This is a genomic window from Aeromonas dhakensis (assembly GCF_002285935.1).
Lineage (GTDB): Bacteria > Pseudomonadota > Gammaproteobacteria > Enterobacterales > Aeromonadaceae > Aeromonas > Aeromonas dhakensis.
On the sequence record NZ_CP023141.1, the window covers coordinates 1798713 to 1815366 of the forward strand.

General features: G+C 62.7%; 12 protein-coding genes. 6 read left to right on the top strand and 6 right to left on the bottom strand.

The genetic code is table 11. The features are described 5' to 3' along the window. The first annotated feature begins 93 nt into the window (after positions 1 to 93). A complete protein-coding gene (locus CK627_RS08875; RefSeq protein WP_095592143.1) occupies positions 94 to 897 on the top strand; it encodes a PhzF family phenazine biosynthesis protein in 804 nt (267 codons plus the stop codon). A gap of 134 nt (positions 898 to 1031) precedes the next feature. Here the strand turns inward: CK627_RS08875 and lysS are convergent, their stop codons facing one another. Both lysS and prfB read right to left on the bottom strand, forming a co-directional pair. Continuing rightward, entirely contained in the window at positions 1032 to 2567 is a 1536-nt protein-coding gene (lysS, locus tag CK627_RS08880) for a lysine--tRNA ligase (protein WP_005297982.1), read from the bottom strand. Between the two features lie 24 nt (positions 2568 to 2591). Then, a protein-coding gene (prfB, locus tag CK627_RS08885) for a peptide chain release factor 2 (protein ID WP_099358782.1) occupies positions 2592 to 3690 on the bottom strand; the annotation gives its coding sequence in 2 pieces (ribosomal slippage) (positions 2592 to 3614 and positions 3616 to 3690; 1098 coding nt in all). Positions 3691 to 3944: 254 nt separating this feature from the next. Between prfB and CK627_RS08890 the strand changes: the two genes are divergently transcribed. Then, entirely contained in the window at positions 3945 to 5816 is a 1872-nt protein-coding gene (locus CK627_RS08890; RefSeq protein ID WP_017780299.1) for a methyl-accepting chemotaxis protein, read from the top strand. A gap of 185 nt (positions 5817 to 6001) precedes the next feature. On the opposite strand, the gene gltS is transcribed toward CK627_RS08890, so the two are convergent. Beyond that, complete coding sequence (gene gltS, locus CK627_RS08895) at positions 6002 to 7201, bottom strand: sodium/glutamate symporter (protein WP_017780300.1); 1200 nt, start codon at positions 7199 to 7201, stop codon at positions 6002 to 6004. Between the two features lie 513 nt (positions 7202 to 7714). Here gltS and ansA point away from each other — a divergent pair. Then, positions 7715 to 8722, top strand: a complete 1008-nt coding sequence (gene ansA / locus CK627_RS08900; RefSeq protein WP_005297986.1) for an asparaginase — start codon at positions 7715 to 7717, stop codon at positions 8720 to 8722. Between the two features lie 244 nt (positions 8723 to 8966). Here ansA and CK627_RS08905 read toward each other — a convergent pair whose 3' ends face one another. Together CK627_RS08905 and CK627_RS08910 are read right to left on the bottom strand one after the other, a co-directional pair. Next, the gene (locus CK627_RS08905) at positions 8967 to 9260 is read right to left on the bottom strand and encodes a YeaC family protein (RefSeq protein WP_095592144.1); all 294 of its coding nucleotides are present in this window, start codon (positions 9258 to 9260) and stop codon (positions 8967 to 8969) included. 40 nt (positions 9261 to 9300) lie between these two features. Beyond that, positions 9301 to 10731: a glyceraldehyde-3-phosphate dehydrogenase gene (locus tag CK627_RS08910; RefSeq protein WP_010633069.1), complete on the bottom strand. Its 1431-nt coding sequence runs from the start codon at positions 10729 to 10731 to the stop codon at positions 9301 to 9303. Positions 10732 to 10928: 197 nt separating this feature from the next. Here CK627_RS08910 and CK627_RS08915 point away from each other — a divergent pair, with 197 nt between their 5' ends. Together CK627_RS08915 and CK627_RS08920 are read left to right on the top strand one after the other, a co-directional pair. Beyond that, positions 10929 to 11729, top strand: a complete 801-nt coding sequence (locus tag CK627_RS08915) for a DUF2989 domain-containing protein (protein WP_005297998.1) — start codon at positions 10929 to 10931, stop codon at positions 11727 to 11729. A 6-nt stretch (positions 11730 to 11735) separates the two neighbouring features. Then, positions 11736 to 12293 (top strand): NUDIX domain-containing protein, encoded by a 558-nt coding sequence (locus CK627_RS08920; protein ID WP_017780303.1) that lies wholly within the window; start codon positions 11736 to 11738, stop codon positions 12291 to 12293. Positions 12294 to 12353: 60 nt separating this feature from the next. Here the strand turns inward: CK627_RS08920 and sppA are convergent, their stop codons facing one another. Beyond that, on the bottom strand, positions 12354 to 14198 hold the full coding sequence (sppA, locus tag CK627_RS08925; RefSeq protein WP_065016754.1) for a signal peptide peptidase SppA: 1845 nt from the start codon (positions 14196 to 14198) through the stop codon (positions 12354 to 12356). Between the two features lie 310 nt (positions 14199 to 14508). On the opposite strand from sppA, the gene CK627_RS08930 reads away from it, so the two are divergent. After that, positions 14509 to 16530 carry an NADPH-dependent 2,4-dienoyl-CoA reductase gene (locus tag CK627_RS08930; protein WP_095592145.1) on the top strand — a complete coding sequence of 674 codons (2022 nt, stop codon included), beginning with the start codon at positions 14509 to 14511 and terminating at the stop codon, positions 16528 to 16530. The last annotated feature ends 124 nt before the right edge of the window (positions 16531 to 16654 follow it).

Sequence of the window (16654 nt, forward strand, 5' to 3'; positions counted from 1 at the left end):
GATGGAGAGAGTTGCAAGGCGACGCAGGTCGACAGGGTTCTCATGGTATAAAGGGCGATGAATGAGCCCGTATTAGCCACACAGGAAGCGTGAATGTCGATCATCAGCTTGTTTCATGTCAATGCCTTCAGCCAGCACCCCTTTGGCGGCAACCCGGCGGTGGTGGCGCTGGGGCCGAGTCAGCCGGATGCCACCCTGCTGGCCATGGCGGCCGAGTTCAACCAGTCGGAGACCGCCTTTCTGGTGCCTTTGGGCCGGGCCCGCTACCAGCTGCGCTGGTTCACCCCCGAGCTGGAAGTGGATCTCTGCGGTCACGGCACCCTGGCGGCCGCCCATGTGTTGTGGCAGACGGGGGCGGTGGCTGAGGATGAGGTCATTGGCTTCGAGACCCGCAGCGGCGAGCTGCTGGCCCGGCGCGAAGGGGCGTGGATCTGGCTCGATTTCCCGCGCATTGCCCCGGCGCCGCTCGAGCTGGATCCGGCCTATGCGGCGGCGGTCGGTTGCCAGCCGCTGCAAACCCTGGCGGCTGGCGCCAAGTTCTTGCTGGAGCTGGCCTGCGAGGAGGAGGTCCGCTCGCTCAGCCCAGATTTTCAGGCCCTGCGCACGCTGCCCGGTCGCGGCCTGATGGTGACGGCACCCTCGCGCGACCCGGACCATGACTTCGTCTCTCGCTACTTCGCCCCCTGGGTCGGGGTAGACGAGGATCCGGTGACCGGCTCCAACCACTGCGCCCTGATGCCCTTCTGGGCCGAGCGGCTCGGCAAGCAGCACCTGCGGGCCCGCCAGATCTCGGCCAGAGGTGGTGAGCTGCGGCTAGAACTACAGGGGAATAGGGTGCTGATGGCCGGTGAGGCCGTCACCTTGTGGCAGGGGGCGTGGCAGTTGCCAGTGGCCTGATGAACGGCAAGCTGGTGGCGTCTTGAAGGTTCGTCACCGGTTTGTGCCCACCATAAAAAAACGCCCCGCGGTTGCGGGGCGTTTTGATTGTCATGGACGGCAGCTGCGCTGCTGCGGCCCTGTTTCTTCGGCTCTTACTTTTGTGGACGCAGAGCCGGGAACAGGATGACGTCGCGGATGGTGTGGCTGTTGGTGAACAGCATCACCAGACGGTCGATACCGATGCCCTGACCGGCAGTCGGCGGCAGACCGTGTTCCAGCGCGGTCACGAAGTCGGCGTCGTAGAACATGGCTTCGTCATCGCCAGCGGCTTTCTGGTCAACCTGAGCCTGGAAGCGCTCGGCCTGATCTTCCGCATCGTTCAGCTCGGAGAAGCCGTTGGCCAGCTCGCGGCCGCCGATGAAGAATTCGAAGCGGTCGGTGACGTCCGGGTTCTGGTCGTTGCGACGGGCCAGCGGAGAAACGGCGGCTGGGTACTCGGTGATGAAGGTCGGCTGCAGCAGCATGTGCTCCACGGTCTCTTCGAAGATCGCGGTGATCACGTGGCCCAGTTCCCAGCTCTTCATCAGCTCGATGTGCAGGCGCTTGGCGACGGCGGTGGCCTTCTCCAGGGTCGCCAGATCGTCGCGGGTCACATCCGGGTTGTACTTCAGGATGGAGTCAACCATGGAGAGGCGCTGGAACGGCTGACCGAAATCGATGGTCAGGCCCTCTTCGCCCTCTTTGGCGTAACGGATCTTGGTGTCGCCCAGGATGTCCTGCGCCAGGGTGCGCAGCATCTCTTCGGTAAGATCCATCAGATCGATGTAGTCGGCGTAGGCCATATAGAACTCGAGCATGGTGAACTCGGGGTTATGGCGAACGGAGATACCTTCGTTACGGAAGTTGCGGTTGATCTCATAGACACGCTCGAAGCCACCGACCACCAGACGCTTCAGATAGAGTTCCGGAGCGATACGCAGGTACATGTCGATGTCCAGCGCATTGTGGTGGGTGATGAACGGACGGGCAGAAGCGCCACCCGGGATGACCTGCATCATGGGGGTTTCCACTTCCATGAAGCGCTTGTCATTCAGGAACTTGCGGATACCGGCCACGACCTTGGTACGGGTCACGAAGGTCTTGCGGGACTCTTCGTTGGCGATCAGATCCAGGTAACGCTGACGGCAGCGGGCTTCCTGGTCGGTCAGACCTTTGTGCTTCTCGGGCAGCGGGCGCAGGGCCTTGGTCAGCAGGCGAATGTCGGAGACGTGAACGGAGAGTTCGCCTGTGTTGGTGCGGAACAGGGTACCTTCGACACCCACGATATCGCCCAGATCCCACTTCTTGAACTGCTCGTTGTAGAAGCCTTCCGGCAGGTCGTCACGGGTGACGTAGACCTGGATCTTGCCTGCCATGTCCTGCAGGGTGGCGAAAGACGCCTTGCCCATGATCCGGCGGGTCATGATGCGACCGGCAATCTTCACCCGTTTACCCAGTGCGGCCAGCTCGTCGGCGCTCTTGTCGCCAAACTCGGCGTGCAGATCGCCGGAGAGGTGGTCACGACGGAAGTCGTTGGGGAAGGGGTTGCCCTGGGCGCGCAAGGCGGCCAGCTTGGAACGACGCTCCTGCATCTCGTTGTTCAGTTCGAGAGTTTGGTCGACTTCCGGAGTGGTGGTTTGTTCAGACATGGTGATTCCTGCTGTTCTGTTTTTTTACAGGCCTGACTTCAGGCTAGCTTCGATAAACTTGTCCAGATCGCCGTCGAGTACCGCCTGGGTATTGCGGGTTTCGACGCCGGTACGTAGATCCTTGATGCGCGCATCATCCAGCACATAGGAACGGATCTGGCTGCCCCAGCCGATGTCGGACTTGGTCTCTTCGAGGGCTTGCTTCTCGGCATTCTGCTTCTGAATTTCCAGCTCGTAGAGCTTGGCCTTCAGCTGCTTCATACACTGATCTTTGTTTTTGTGCTGGGAACGATCGTTCTGGCACTGTACCACGACCCCAGTAGGAATGTGGGTAATACGTACCGCGGATTCGGTCCGGTTGACGTGCTGACCACCGGCGCCGGAGGCACGGTAGACGTCGATGCGCAGGTCGGCCGGGTTGATCTCGATGTCGATGTCATCGTCGATCTCGGGGTAGACGAACACGGAGCAGAACGAGGTGTGGCGACGACCGCCGGAATCGAACGGCGATTTGCGAACCAGACGGTGTACGCCGGTCTCGGTGCGCAGCCAGCCGAAGGCGTACTCACCGGTGAACTTGATGGTGGCGGACTTGATGCCGGCCACGTCGCCTTCGGAGCATTCGATGAGCTCCGGCTTGTAGCCGTGGGCATCGCCCCAGCGCAGGTACATGCGCAGCACCATGTTGGCCCAGTCCTGGGCCTCGGTACCACCGGAGCCGGACTGGATGTCGATGTAGCAGTCGGAGGGATCGTGCTGACCGGAGAACATGCGGCGGAACTCGAGATCCACCAGCTTGGACTCCAGCACGTCGGCTTCGGCCACGGCTTCGTTGAAGGTGTCTTCGTCTTCACCTTCCACGGCCAGCTCGACCAGCATGGCCACGTCGTCAGCACCCTGGGTCAGGGTGTCGATGGTGCCGACCACGTTTTCCAGCGCGACGCGCTCTTTGCCCAGCGCCTGTGCGCGCTCGGGTTCATTCCAGACGTCCGGCTGTTCCAGCTCGGCGTTGACCTCTTCTAGACGCTCTTTCTTGGCGTCATAGTCAAAGGTACCCCCTAAGCAGCTCGGTCCTCTCAGACAGCTCCTTAAGCTTGTTTAATACAGGATTGACTTCAAACATCGTGAAAACTCTCGGGGTCGATGTGATTTAAAAACGGGATATTCTAGCCAATTGTGGAAGGAATAAACAGGGTCGGCTGTCCTTGTGCGTGCCCGGTAGTCAATTTCTGGTGCAGTTTTCCCCAACTCGGTGGAAAATATCGCCCACCGCCCCATTTTCCGGTTCAGTTTTGTGCCGACGGGTCGTTAATAACTACGCAGTGCTGTGCACTTTTTGGGAAATCCTGTTCCTGACCTCCATAAGAAGAACGCATGATGAAAAATCTATCACTCAAGCAGAAGATACTGTTGTCAGTGGTCATCGCCCTCTCGCTGGTGATCCTGCTGCTCTCCTGGCAGAGCTACACCAGCCAGAAGTCCCTGTTGCTGCAAGGCAGTCAGGAACAGGTGCAACGCCTCGGCAACCAGCAGGCCGCCAGCGTCAGTGACTGGCTCGCGGCCCGTCGCGACGTCATTCAGGCGCTCGGCAACAAGGCCGGTGCCGAACCCCTCAACGCCCTGCAACAGGCGCAAGTCTCCGGCCGCTTCCAGCTCACCTACTTTGGCGAGAGCAGCGGCAAGATGAACGACTCCGATCCCTCCATCAATCGTGACGGTTACGATCCCCGCTCCCGCGGCTGGTATCAGGAGGCGATGGGCAAGGGTGGCATGATCGTCACCAAGCCTTACCTTGACGTAGCCTACAACATCATGGTGGTGACCCTGGCCCAGCCGGCGCAGGGCGGCGTGGTCGGTGGCGACCTCTCCATCGCCTCCCTGGTGGAAGACGTCACCAAGATGAAGCTGCCGGCCGACGGTTTTGCCATCATGATGCACAAGGACGGCACCGTCATCGCCTACAAGGACGCGGCCAAGGCGATGAAACCGGCCACCGAGATCGACAACGATCTGACCAATGCCCTGATCGAGCAGAGCAAGACCAGCAACAGCCTGGTGCCGGCCTACTTCGACGGCGAAGGGCGCGACAAGCTGCTGTGGGCGGTGGATATCCCAGACACCGACTGGGAGCTGGTGCTGGTGCTGGACAAGGAGACCCTGGAGGCGCCGCTCTCCTCTTTGCTGATGACCCAGCTTGGCCTGGCCCTGCTGGTGCTGGTGGGCAGCATCCTCGCCATCTCCTGGCTGGTCAGCCTGCTGCTCGGCCCGCTCGGCAAGGTCTCCCAGGCGCTGGCCCGCATCGCCGACGGTAACGGCGATCTGACCCAGCGCATCAAGATCGACACCAACGACGAGGTGGGGCAGCTGGCCAACAGCTTCAACCGCTTCGTCGGCAGCCAGCACCAGCTGATCGGCAACATCCGCCAGCTGGCCAACGAGCTGAACGCCGATGCCGAGCGCAGTCTGGTGACCAACCAGGCCGCCGTGGACGAGCTGCAGCGCCAGCAGCAGGAGGTGACCATGGTCGCCACCGCGGTTACCGAGATGGCGAGCGCCACCATGGAGATCGCCGGCAACGCCGAGAACACCGCCGCCGCGGCCCAGCAGTCCGCCCAGAGCAGTGAACAGGGCAAGATGCTGGTGAACCAGACCCGTCAGTCCATCAACGGTCTGGCCGAGGAAGTGGGGCAGGCGACCGAGGTGATCGGCGAGCTGAGCCGCCACGCCCAGGCCATCTCCGGCATCCTCTCCACCATTCAGGGCATCGCCGAGCAGACCAACCTGCTGGCGCTGAACGCGGCCATCGAAGCGGCCCGTGCCGGTGAACAGGGTCGCGGTTTCGCGGTGGTGGCGGACGAGGTGCGGGTGCTGTCGCGCCGTACCCAGGACTCCACCCAGGAGATCCAGTCCACCATCGAGACCCTGCAGCAGACCACGGCCCGCGCGGTAAGCCTGATGCAGACCAGTCAGGGGCTGGCGGACAACAGCGTGAAAGATGCCGATGCCGCTGCCGCTGCGCTCGAAGAGATCACCCAGGCAGTCAGCCTCATCTCCGACATGGCGGGCCAGATCGCCACGGCCGCCGAGGAGCAGACCCAGGTGACCGGCGAGATCACCCAGAACACCACCGCCATCAAGGATGTGAGTGACGAGATCACCGCCGCTGCCATGCGCGATCTGGATCAGGCCGAGAGTCTCAAGGGGCGGGCCACCGACCTGAACAAGCAGGTCTCGACCTTTATCCTGTAAGTGCCTGAACGCGGCGAGTACGGCCGCCATGACCAAGCCCCGCACTCTGCCGAGTGCGGGGCTTTTTGTTTATGGATCTCGCCACGGCTATCCATGAAGGAAGTGGTGCAGAGAAGCTGGCCAGCAGAAATGGCAGAGCCCACCAGGGGGGGGGCTCTGTTCATATACGTCTGACGGGAAAGGAATTACAGGAAGGGCAGTGCCAGGAACAGCTTGATCACCATGGCGTTGATGATGTCGATGAAGAAGGCGCCCACCATGGGCACCACCAGAAACGCCAGGTGGGAGGGACCGAAGCGCTGGGTGATGGCCTGCATGTTGGCGATGGCGGTGGGGGTGGCCCCCAGACCAAAGCCGCAGTGGCCCGCTGCCAGTACGGCCGCATCATAGTTGCGGCCCATTACCCGGAAGGTGACGAAGATGGCGTAGAGCGCCATGGCCACGGTCTGGGCCGCCAGCAGGATGAAGATGGGCAGCGCCAGGTTGGCCAGATCCCACAGTCGCAGGCTCATCAGCGCCATCGCCAGGAACAGCGACAGACTGACGTTGCCGAGCAGGGAGACTTCGCGGTCGCTCACCTCGTGCCAGTTGAGCAGGGTCAGCACGTTGCGCAGCAGCACGCCGACGAACAGCACGCAGACGAACACCGGCAGCTCGAAGGCGCCGCCCTTGAGGTAGGCGGAGAGCATCTCGCCCCCCTTCAGGCTGATGGCGATCAGCGCCAGGGTCTCGATCAGGCTGAAGGTGGTGAGCGGGCGCTCCATGTCTGGCATCTCGAAGCCTTGCGGCGCGTCGTCCCGGTTGTGCTCCTCGCCGGGCACCTGCACCTTCTTCACCAGATAGCGGGCCACCGGACCACCGATCAGGCCCCCCAGCACCAGGCCGAAGGTGGCACAGGCGATGGCGAGCTCGGCGGCGGATTGCACCCCGTACTTCTCGGTGAAGGTGGCGCCCCAGGCCGCCCCGGTGCCGTGGCCGCCGGAGAGGGTGATGGAGCCGGCCAGCAGCCCCATGTGGGGATCCAGACCGAGCAGGGTCGCCAGGCCCACCCCCAGGCTGTTCTGCACCAGCAGCAGGCCGGTGACCACCAGCAGGAAGGTGAGCACCGCCTTGCCGCCGCGCTTGAGGCTGGCGAGATCGGCGGAGAGACCGATGGAGGCGAAGAACGCCAGCATCAGCGGGGTTTGCAGGCTGGTATCGAACTGCAGCTCCATCTGCAGGGTGGCGCGCAGCAGCAGCAGCACCAGGGCGACCACCAGGCCGCCGGCAACCGGTTTGGGGATGTTGAAGGTGCGCAGCAGCCCGACTCGGGTCACCAGCAGACGACCGAGCAGCAACACCAGGGTGGCTGCGACCAGGGTGGCGTAGGAATCAAGTTGTAGCATTCAGTACTCCCATGTTGATTGGCTGTGTCTTTCGTTGATGCAGACTCACAGATTCAGCCGGGATAAAAACAGTGTGGCTCAGGTGCCAACAAAGAAGGGGCGACATGCCCCCGCCCCACGTAAGAATGGGACCGGTGCGGGCCTGAATTGATCAGGCATCCAGATGAGATTTATGAAAAATCTAGCGGATAGTAGCAAAAAACACCACTTATATCCACATTTGTCAGATAAATGGTCGCCCATTGTGTTTGTTGTGAAATTTAACACTATCGGGTTGGTCGCGGTGCAAGCCGGGGTGAGGGCTATTTCCTGGCTGTCATTTGGGGCGCTAGTCCCTATAATTCGGCGGTTTTTGGCCCGCGGACGGCACTGGTGGGATGTGAGCCGGCGGCCTGGCGCGCTATCATGTGCGGGCTTTCGGCCCATGGCGAATGCGGCAGGCAGTCGATGCCACCGTTTCGTCCCGTTTGAGCCACGATTCGCGGCTGTTGTGCCCATCAAAGAGGAGAGGGTGTGAAGAAGTCCATCTATATCGCCTACACAGGCGGCACCATAGGGATGCAGCGTTCCGACCACGGCTATGTGCCGATGGCGGGCTTCATGGAAGACTGTCTGGCGCGGATGCCCGAGTTCCATCGTCCCGAGATGCCGGATTACCATATTCACGAATATGCGCCCCTCATCGACTCTTCCGACATGACGCCGGCGGACTGGCAGCGCATCGCCGAGGACATTCGTGACAACTACGAGAAATACGACGGTTTCGTGATCCTGCACGGCACCGACACCATGTCGTTCACCGCCTCGGCACTTTCCTTCATGCTCGAAGATCTGCACAAGCCGGTGATCATCACCGGCTCCCAGATCCCGCTGGCCGAGCTGCGCTCCGACGGTCAGCAGAACCTGCTCAACGCCCTCTACATCGCGGCCAACTACCCGATCCACGAGGTGACGCTGTTCTTCAACAATCAGCTCTATCGCGGCAACCGCAGCAAGAAGGTGCACGCCGACGGCTTCCACGCCTTCGATTCGCCGAACTACCCGCCGCTGCTCAACGCCGGCATCGCCATCTCGCTGGAAGCGGGCGAGCTGGGCGTGCCGTCCGAGCGGCCGCTGGTGCTGCACGACATCACCCCCCAGCCCATCGGCGTGGTGACCCTCTATCCCGGCATCTCGGCCGAGGTGATCGCCAACATCCTGCAACAGCCGGTACGGGCGCTGATCCTGCTCTCGTTCGGGGTGGGCAATGCGCCGCAGAATCCGGCCATGCTGGCGCTGCTCTCCGAGGCATCGGCCCGTGGCGTCATCATCGTCAACCTGAGCCAGTGTCTGCACGGCAAGGTCAACATGGGGGGCTATGCCACCGGCAACGCCCTGTCGCGGGCCGGGGTCATCTCGGGCTTTGACATGACCGCCGAGGCGGCGCTGACCAAGCTGCACTTCCTGCTGAGCCAGGATCTGCCGGCGCCGCGCATCCGCGAGCTGATGCAGCAGTCCCTGCGTGGTGAGCTGACCCCCTGAGAAACTGTCCACGACCTTACTGCGTACTGCGAAGCCGTGATCAAGGCTCATGTGCTGCTCGGAATCCTCATGTATGCGTATACACTCCGGTTCCTGCGCTGCTCTTCACCTTGTTGACGTCTTCTCGCGACAGGTTGTGAACAGCTTCTGACCTCCCTACCATGGGGGGAGAGGGGAAAAAGAGGGGAGCCATCATGGCTCCCCTCTCTGCTGTGGCCACCGCGGGCGGCCTGACGGGTCAGACTCAGTGGTTGAGCTCGACCCGCACTATCTCTTCCTCGTCGCGATACTGACGCTTGAGCTCGCTCTTGCTCTTCATCACGATCTCGCCGTCACGGCCGATGTTCATGTGCTCGGGGTTGTCGAGGTGCATCGCCTGCCAGGCCATCACGGCCTGCAGCGACGTGGCCTTCTGCTCGTCGGTGAGCGGTTTGCCATCGGGCCACTTGCCGAGCTCGACCGCGGTCTTGAGGCGCTCGTACACCTCTGCGGGCATCTGCCTGATTGCTTGCAAAAACTCACCTTGTTGAAACGACATCCGGCCTTCTCCTTGCACATTGAGCCATGACGAATCGGGATCAGACCGGCAGATCCTGGCGAACTGCGCCAGCCATCTGCTCCATCACCCGCACTACCTGACAACTGTACCCGAACTCGTTGTCATACCATACGTAGAGCACGCAGTGATCCCCCTCGGCGATGGTTGCCTGGGAGTCGACAATGCCCGCAAAGCGGGAGCCCACCATGTCGGAGGAGACCAGCTCGGTGCTGGCGCTGAAGTCGATCTGGCGATGCAGGGCCGAGCTCAGCGCCATCTGCTGCAGATAGGCGTTGAGGCTCTCCCGATCGGTGGTCTGTTCCAGCGACAGGTTGATGATGGCCAGCGACACGTTGGGTGTAGGCACCCGGATGGCGTTGCCGGTCAGCTTGCCCTTGAGTTCGGGCAGCGCCTTGGCCACCGCCTTGGCGGCGCCGGTGCTGGTCATCACCATGTTGAGGGCCGCGCTGCGACCGCGGCGCTCGCCCTTGTGATAGTTGTCGATCAGGTTCTGGTCGTTGGTGTAGGAGTGCACCGTCTCCACATGGCCGTGGCGGATGCCGTACTTGTCCTGCATCACCTTGAGCACAGGAGTGATGGCGTTGGTGGTGCAGGAGGCGGCGGAGATGATGCGATCGTCAGACGTGATCACCTCGTGGTTGACCCCGAACACCACGTTTTTCATCTCCCCCTTGCCGGGAGCGGTCAGCAGCACCCGGGCGGCGCCGCGCGCCTTGAGGTGCTCGGACAGACCCGCCTCGTCACGCCAGACACCGGTGTTGTCGACGATCAGCGCATCGTGAATGCCGTAGGCGGTGTAGTCGATGTCGGCCGGGTTGTTGGCGTAAATCACCTGGATGAAGGTGCCATTGGCAATGATGGCGCTGCGTTCCACATCCACTTCGATGGAGCCGTTGAAGGGGCCGTGTACCGAGTCACGGCGCAGCAGGCTGGCACGCTTCTCCAGATCCCCGTCGCGGCCGCCACGCACCACGATGGCACGTAGCCGCAGGGAGTTGGCGGCGCCGGTGCGCTCGATCAGCAACCGGGCCAGCAGACGGCCGATGCGGCCGAAGCCGTACAACACCACGTCGGTCGGAGCCGGTACGCCGCGACCCAGAGCCGGTGCCAGCTTGGCACGCAGGTAGTCGTCGATGCCGGCTTCATCCTGGTGATCCTGCCAGTAACCCACGGCCAGCTTGCCCAGATCGATCTCGGCGGCGGTCGGGTTCAGGGCCAGGATGGCTTGCAGCAGGGGAAAGCTCTGTTGGATCGGGAGGGGGGCTCCCTGGTGGCGGCGAACGACCCGGTGGGCCTTGAGGATATCGATGGTGGAGGCGTTTTGCAGCGGGCGGCCGAAGATGGTGATCTCGATCCCTTGCTGACGGTAGAGACGACCGATCAGGGGTTGCATGGCTTCGGCGAGCTCCTGGCTCTCCTGCCACGCCTGCAGATAGTGCTCGTGGGTCATTAACCAGATCCTTTATTTCACGTTGTTGGGGCAAATAGAAATTCGTCGAATGCAGATCAGTGTAGGGGTGTATATTTCGTTATATTATTCTGCAGTCGCGGTCTTATACGGCGCGCGCATTGTAATGGATATGTAATTCGTTTGCTAGCCAAGGGTGGCTATAGCGGGCTGCAATTGTTACCAACAAGATGTGAACCATGACCCCTTTTCCAGCTAGAACCCTGCTGTTCGGCCTCTGTTGCGGCCTGGTGCTCACCGCCTGTGACGATGACAGGATCCACAACATCTGTGCCAACTATCCGGCCCTCTGTCAGGATCTGGTGGACGACGGCTGGTGTCGTTACGAGCGCAGCGACATCATCCGGGCTCGCTACTACCTGCAGGCGGAGCAGACTGAGCGGCATCAGTACGAGTTGATGCGCAGCCTGGAGCGCTATCTCAAGTGTGCCGAGCGCTCCACCAACATCGAGTACAAGCGGGCCCGCGAGCAGAAGAGCCCGCGGGTGGAGGGGATGCTGGCGGCTGGTGACCAGCTGGCCCAGCTCGATGCTGCTACCCGCAACGCCAAGGATCCCTATCTGCTGCTCTGGCACTGGACCAACAACACCAACGAGCTGGCCCGCCAGCAGTTTCTGGCGCTGGAGGGGCAGCCCGCGCTCGAGGAGCCCGAACTGCAACTGGCGCTCGGGGGCATCTATGCCAAGCGCGAGCCGCAAAAGGCCATCGCGCTGATGCAGCACGCCCTCTCTCTCTACCGGGAAGGGGATCAGGTGAACGGCCGCATCCTTACCTCCCTCAGCACCCTCTACATGGGCCAGAAGGAGTACGGGCAGGCCTATCTGTGGGGCAAGGTGAGCGAGTCGTTCCAGAACGCCGCCGAGGTGTCGGCCAGCCGTTTCAGCCTCTACCACTCCCTGAGCAAACAACAGCAGGAGGGGCTGGACAGCCAGGCCGCCATCCTGGTCGAACAGCTGAAAAGCGGAACCTATCGTCCCTGAATCCTGATGAACCACATTGAACCTCTGGCCAGTGACTGGCCTCACCCCTTCGACATCCGGCTCACCCACGGCCGGGTCAATACGGATGGCCGCCAGCTGGAGCGGGTCACCGTCCGGGCCGTCGTGCTGCGTGGCGACCAGCTGCTGCTGGTGCACTCCAGTGTCAACGGCGATCTCATGTTTCCCGGTGGCGGTATCGAGCACGGCGAGTGCCACCGTACCGCTCTGGCCCGCGAGCTGCGCGAAGAGTGTGGCGCCGAGCTGGTGGCGGTCGGCGCCCTGCTCGGGCAGACGCGGGAGTACCGTCCGGCCCGCGAGGCCGACTACGACGCCTACTGCATCCGCTCCTTCTACTACCTCTGTCAGGTGGGAGAGAACTGGAGCGAGCCGCGGCCCCAGCCCTACGAGATCAGGCTCGGCTTCACGCCGGGCTGGTTCGAGCTGGCCGAGGCGCTGCAGACCAACAAGACCCAGCTGGCGGGCTCCTGCCCCCAGTGGACGGCGCGGGAGACCCGGGTACTGGCCGAACTGCAGCACTGGCACGGTGCCGGCCTACTGGGCTGAGCACTTTCACTGCACCATAAAAAAACCGCCGATTGGCGGTTTTTTTGCGTTGGTTGCCGATCAGGGCGTGCAGACCGGGCAGAGGGCGTAGGTGCCCTGCGGATCGTTGAAGCGGGTCAGCGGGTCCAGGCTGCGGTTCACCTCCACCAGCGCCTTGCCAAGGCCGGCCGGCAGCCAGCTCTGCAGGTGCGAAGCCAGCACCTGGGCGCTGCTGTCGAACAGCTGGCGCAGGAACTTGTCTTTGGCCGACTCTTCCTGCTCGATGGGGGCGACCTGCCACTCCTTGAGGTTGGCCAGCTCGGCTGCCGCCTTGATGGCCGCCTCCTGATCGCCAAACTCGTCCACCAGGCCCAGCGCCTTGGCATCCTGACCGGTCCAGACCCGGCCCTCTGCCGCTTTCTCGGTCTCTTCCGGGCTCAGGCCGCGGCCCTTGCTCACCAGACCGACGAAGCGCTGGTAGGTATCCTCCACGTTCAGCTGGATCGCCTGTCCGACGTGTTCCGGCAGGGCGCGGGTGAGGCCGACGCCGACATAGTCGGTGGTGCCGACGCCGTCGGTGTGCACCCCGTACTGGGAGAGCGCCTTGTCGATGGTGGCGAACATACCGAACACCCCGATGGAGCCGGTGAGGGTGGTGGGGGAGGCGAAGATCTTGTCTGCATCGGCGGAGATCCAGTAGCCGCCGGAGGCGGCGTAGCTGCCCATGGAGATCACCACCGGCTTGCCGGCCTGCTTGAGGGCCAGCAGCTCGGCGCGGATCTGCTCGGCGGCGAAGGCGCTGCCGCCGGGGCTGTCGACCCGCAGCACCACGGCCTTCACCTTGTCGTCACGGCGGGCATCGGCCAGCAGATCGGAGAGGCTGTCACCGCCGATGGTGCCGGCGGGCTGGACACCATCCATGATGGCGCCGCTGGCGACGATGAGGCCCACTTCATCCTTGCCGCTCTGGGGATACTGGTTCGGAATGGCGGCCAGGTATTCTTTCAGGCCAACCCCCTTCCAGCCGTGGTCATCGCTCTCGCCCACTTCCTTGATCACCGCCTGGGTCATCTCGTCGCGGGTCGCCAGCTGGTCGACCAGACCGTTGTCGAGGGCGTAGTTGGCCGCGTTGCCGCCGGCCTTGCGCAGCAGCTCGAGGAAGCGATCCTTGCCCGGCGCCACGGCGTCCGGTTCGATTTCACGCTGCTCGGCCACATCGGTCACATAGGATTGCCACAGCTGATCCAGCCAGCGCTGGTTCGCCTCCTTGCTCTCGGGGGACATCTCGTCGCGGGTATAGGGCTCGACGAAGGATTTATAGGTGCCGACCTTGAACACGTGCGGGGTGATGTTGAGCTTCTCCAGCGCCGACTTGTAGTAGGTCTGGTAGACGCCGAGTCCCTCGATCACCACGGCGCCGCTCTGGTTGAGCAGCACGTGATCGGCGTGGGCAGCCAGCAGGTACTGGCCCTGGGTGTAGAAGTCTGCCATGGCGATGACCGGCTTGCCGCTCTCTTTGAATGCATCGATGGCGCTCGCCACCTCCTGCAGTTTGGAGAAGCTGGTGCCCTGCAGCCCCTGGGGCTTGATCACCAGCGCCTTGATGCGATCGTCATCCTTGGCGTTCTTGATGGCCCACAGCAGATCGGAGAGAACGATCTCGCTGGGCAGTTCGTCGCTGTTGTCCACCTGGCGCAGCAACTGCACCGTGGGATCGGTCTGCGAGCGCTGTTCCACCAGTACGCCGGAGAGATTGAGGGTGAGGGCCCCTTCGATGGGGGCGCTGGGGGCCTCTTTCTGGCTGACGCTGAAAACGATGATCAAGACCACGACGAGAAACAGCAGATTGACCAGCATCAGCCGGGTGAAATTGAGCAGGCGCCACAGGCTGCGAAACAGCCAACCCAGACCTTTGAAAATAGACATAGTCGCGTTATCGCCCTGTTAATGGGTAGGGAAGCGCCATTATTAACCAGTTGGCCGGTGAAATGCCATTTCCGCTTGGAGAGGATCGGAGCCGGTGAGTTCGGAACACGTCTGTTCGCCGAAAAATTGTCCAAACATTTGTTTGAAAAAGCATTTTTGATTCTTTACTCTAGCCTCGGTTTGATAACAAAAAATTAACTGGAGGCCCTGTGAGCCGCCCACCCATGCTGCCGCCTTGTTCCAGGCCTGAGTCCGGACGGCGGGGGATGGGCGTGGTGCCATCCAGCCCGGCCCCGACAAGGAGTTCATGATGAGCCGTTACCCGACCCTGCTGACCCCCCTCGATCTGGGCTTTACCCAGCTGCGCAACCGCGTGTTGATGGGATCCATGCACACCGGCCTCGAAGAGGAGAAGGGGGGCTTTGACAAGCTGGCCGCCTTCTATGGCGAGCGGGCCCGGGGCGGGGTCGGCCTCATCGTGACCGGCGGCATCGCCCCCAACCTGCGTGGCCGACTGGTGCCCCACGGCTCCCAGCTGAGCTTTCCCTGGCAGGTGGCCAAGCACAAGAAGGTGACCAGTGCGGTGCATCAGGAGGGGGGCAAGATAGCGCTGCAGATCCTCCATGCCGGCCGCTACGCCTATCATCCATTCAGCCTGGCGCCGAGCGCCCTCAAGGCCCCAATCTCGCCGTTCAAGCCGCGCGCCATGAGCGAGCGGCAGATCCGCGGCACCATCCGCGACTTCGCCGCCACCGCGCAACTGGCCAGGAGCGCGGGCTACGACGGAGTCGAGGTGATGGGCTCGGAAGGCTATCTCATCAACCAGTTCATCTGCGAGCGTACCAACAAGCGCACCGACGGCTGGGGTGGCAGCAGTGAAAACCGCATGCGCTTCCCGGTAGAGATCGTCCGCGCCATCCGCGAGCGGGTCGGGCCGGATTTCATCATCATCTTCCGCCTCTCCATGCTGGATCTGGTAGAGCAGGGCTCGACCCTGGAAGAGGTGATTGCGCTCGGCAAGGCGCTGGAGCAGGTGGGGGTCACTCTCATCAACACTGGCATCGGCTGGCACGAGGCGCGCATTCCCACCATCGCCACCAGCGTGCCGCGCGGCGCCTTCAGTTGGGTGACCGCCGAGCTGAAAAAACACCTCAAGGTGCCGCTTATTACCACCAACCGCATCAACACCCCAGAGGTGGCCGAGCGCATTCTGGCGGGCGGCGAGGCGGATATGGTCTCCATGGCGCGCCCCTTCCTGGCCGACCCTGAATTCGTCATCAAGGCGGCTGAAGACAGGGCGGACGAGATCAACACCTGCATCGCCTGCAACCAGGCCTGCCTCGACCACATCTTCAAGCAGAAGCGTGCCTCCTGCCTGGTCAATCCGCGCGCCTGTTTCGAGACCGAGCTCAACTTCGGCCGGGTGCCCCAGCCCAAGAAGCTGGCGGTGGTGGGGGCCGGTCCGGCCGGGCTGGCGTTTGCCTGCTACGCCGCCGAGCGTGGCCATCAGGTGAGCCTGTTCGATCAGGCCAGCGAGATCGGCGGCCAGTTCAACTTCGCCAAGCAGATCCCGGGCAAGGAGGAGTTTCACGAAACCCTGCGCTACTTTGCCAAGCGGCTGGAGAAGTGCGGCGTCGAGCTCTATCTGGGCCAGCGCCAGAGCGCCGAGAGCTTGCTCGGCGGCGGTTTTGACGAGGTGATCCTCGCCACCGGCATCCGCCCGCGCACCCCCAACATTCCGGGTATAGAGCATCCCAAGGTGATGAGTTACCTCGATGTCTTGCGGGATCACAAGCCGGTGGGCGAGAAGGTGGCGGTGATCGGCGCCGGCGGCATCGGCTTTGACGTGGCCGAATATCTGGTGGAAAAACGGGCGGATGGGGGCCAGAGCCGGGATCACTGGCTTAAGGAGTGGGGCATCGACAAGCAGCTCGGCGAGCGCGGCGGTCTGACGGCCCCGGTGATCGACGCCCCCGAGCGCCAGATCTGGCTGCTCCAGCGCAAGGAGAGCAAGGTGGGCGACGGCCTGGGCAAGACCACCGGCTGGATCCACCGCACCGTCTTGAAGAACCGCAAGGTGGAGATGCTCTCCGGCGTGCAGTATCTGCGCATCGACGACGAGGGGCTTCACATCCGGGTGGGCGACCAGCAGCAGTGCCTGCCGGTGGATCAGGTGATCATCTGCGCCGGCCAGGAGCCGCTCAAGGAGCTGCAGGCCGGTCTGCAGGCGGCGGGCAAGCCGGTGCACATCATCGGTGGGGCCGACGTGGCCGCTGAGCTGGATGCCAAGCGCGCCATCCGCCAGGGGGCCGAGCTGGCGGCCCTCATCTAGAAGAGGTTCAGGCACGGGAAAGCGAGAGGGGCGACAAGCCCCTCTTTGCATAGGAAATCTCCTTGCTCTGGCAGAGCCGGCGCTTGTGGCTTGACTGAAATTAACATAGGGTCAACAAATACCT

Bases quoted from the DNA above. Each gene is read 5' to 3' on its own strand.
- CK627_RS08910 (WP_010633069.1), bottom strand. From the start codon at position 10,731: ATGACCCACGAGCACTATCTGCAGGCGTGGCAGGAGAGCCAGGAGCTC.
- lysS (WP_005297982.1), bottom strand. From the start codon at position 2,567: ATGTCTGAACAAACCACCACTCCGGAAGTCGACCAAACTCTCGAACTG.
- CK627_RS08915 (WP_005297998.1), top strand. From the start codon at position 10,929: ATGACCCCTTTTCCAGCTAGAACCCTGCTGTTCGGCCTCTGTTGCGGC.
- CK627_RS08890 (WP_017780299.1), top strand. From the start codon at position 3,945: ATGAAAAATCTATCACTCAAGCAGAAGATACTGTTGTCAGTGGTCATC.
- CK627_RS08905 (WP_095592144.1), bottom strand. From the start codon at position 9,260: ATGTCGTTTCAACAAGGTGAGTTTTTGCAAGCAATCAGGCAGATGCCC.
- sppA (WP_065016754.1), bottom strand. From the start codon at position 14,198: ATGTCTATTTTCAAAGGTCTGGGTTGGCTGTTTCGCAGCCTGTGGCGC.
- CK627_RS08875 (WP_095592143.1), top strand. From the start codon at position 94: ATGTCGATCATCAGCTTGTTTCATGTCAATGCCTTCAGCCAGCACCCC.
- CK627_RS08920 (WP_017780303.1), top strand. From the start codon at position 11,736: ATGAACCACATTGAACCTCTGGCCAGTGACTGGCCTCACCCCTTCGAC.
- gltS (WP_017780300.1), bottom strand. From the start codon at position 7,201: ATGCTACAACTTGATTCCTACGCCACCCTGGTCGCAGCCACCCTGGTG.
- CK627_RS08930 (WP_095592145.1), top strand. From the start codon at position 14,509: ATGAGCCGTTACCCGACCCTGCTGACCCCCCTCGATCTGGGCTTTACC.